Raw genomic sequence first — 1,701 nt, 5'->3', positions numbered from 1 at the left:
CTAAGGGGTTGCCGATAATTAACTCGTTGTCTTGATGTTGGCGGTGGCCTTGTCGCCGTGCGCCACGACCCGGGCGTGCAGAACTTTCAACGCCGCCGGTGGTGTGGTGACGGGCAGGATGCGGACCCCGTGTCGGTCGAGCAGTTCGCCCATGCCGTGAACGGCACGGTAGGCGGTGGTGCGGCTGGTGCCGAACAGTACCGCCAGCGGCTCGGGTTCCAGGCCCAGCCGCCTGTGCAGCACCGCCATCAAAACCCGGTCGGTGAACACCACGGTGGGCGGACGACCCGACCGGATCCGGGCCCGCTGCCGGTCCAGGGCCAGTAACTCGACGATCAGCCGCTCCAGGTCCGGGCGGGTCATTCCGGTCAAAGCGGGGTCGGACAGGATACGAGGGTCCCACCGTTCGGCCGGATGCACGGCACCCGTGTGATCCGGGGCAGGGTGCAGGGTGTAGTTCCAGTCACTGTGGAAGGCGTGCCGGGTCAGCGGCAGGGCGGTCAGATCGGCGTCACTGACCTGCACGCCCAACGGGTAGGAGCCGGGGTCGAGTTCAGCGTGCACCCGCAGCCCGCTGGTCGTGGCGGTGGCGGCGATGGTGTTGACCACGACCTGATGGCTGGTCAGCGGACGTCCCCGCCAGTTCATCGTGATGTGCGCGAACAGCCGATGCTCGATCTTGTTCCACTTGGAGGTGCCCGGCGGCAGATGACACACCGTGATCGGCAACCCGATCTCGGCGGCCAGCGCCGCCAACTCGATCTTCCACGCCCGGGTGCGATACCCGTTGGAGCCCCCCGCGTCAGCGGTGATCAACAGCCGGTCGGCCCGCGAATAGGCATGCCGGCCCTGGCCGTGCCACCAGCGGCGGATCGAGGCCACCGCGAACACAGCGGTGTCGTGATCGGTACCCACGCTCACCCACCCGGCGTCGGCGGCGATGTCGTAGATCCCGTACGGAATCGCCTTGCCCAGGGCCTGCTCAGCGAAGTCATACACACTCACCGGCACCGGCTCCCCGGTCGGCTGCCATTCCCGGCCACCGTTGCGAAACGCCCCCACCAGCTCCTTCTTGGTGTCAACGCTGATCACCGGTTGTCCGGCGGTGCGATACGCGCGGACCTGCTCATTGAGATAGCGGAACTGGGCATCGCGGTCGGGGTGCCGGGCGCCCTCCAGGGTCTTGGCGTTGGCCTGCAGGCTGAACCCCTCGGCGCGCAACAGGGCGGCGACGGTGTCGGCGCTGACGCGATGGCCCTGCCCGGTGAGTTCGGCGGCCAGCTTGCGGGTGGACTTGGTCGTCCACCGCAGCGGCGAGGCCGGGTCCCCGCGTTCGGTCGGCTCCACCAGCGCCAACAGCGCCGGACGCAACCCCGGATCGGTCTCGATCAGCCGCTTGCGGCCGCCGCCGGGACGCCGCACCCGGCCCAGCGGTGCCTGTCCGGCTACCAGCTCGGCCACGCCCTGCGACACCGTGGCCTGCCGCACATCTGCGGCCCGGGCCACCGCCCGGATCCCGCCATGCCCCAAGGCGCGCGCCTCGGCGCCCATCAGCAACCGCCGCTGCCGCTCATCCAGATGCGGAAAGATCTCACTGAACTTCGCCGCCAGCATCTCCTGTATCTCCACTGCGACGCCCATACCCGGACATCGCATCTCGACACGAGCACGAATGCTACGGGTTATTTATCGGCAACCCCT

Annotated in this window: 1 protein-coding gene; it reads right to left on the bottom strand. The window is 68.6% G+C overall.

The features are described from left to right. Positions 1 to 18: 18 nt before the first annotated feature. Complete coding sequence (locus tag ACFY2X_RS47275; RefSeq protein ID WP_389952033.1) at positions 19 to 1,641, bottom strand: ISAzo13 family transposase; 1,623 nt, start codon at positions 1,639 to 1,641, stop codon at positions 19 to 21. Positions 1,642 to 1,701 lie beyond the last annotated feature (60 nt).

The sequence above is a fragment of the Streptosporangium sp. NPDC000396 genome (assembly GCF_042898655.1).
GTDB lineage: Bacteria > Actinomycetota > Actinomycetes > Streptosporangiales > Streptosporangiaceae > Streptosporangium.
The sequence above is the reverse complement of the archived record's forward strand: the minus strand, read 5'-3'. Positions and strand labels throughout refer to the sequence as shown.

Excerpts from the sequence above, each read along its gene's own strand:
- ACFY2X_RS47275 (WP_389952033.1), bottom strand. The coding sequence starts at position 1,641 with ATGGGCGTCGCAGTGGAGATACAGGAGATGCTGGCGGCGAAGTTCAGT.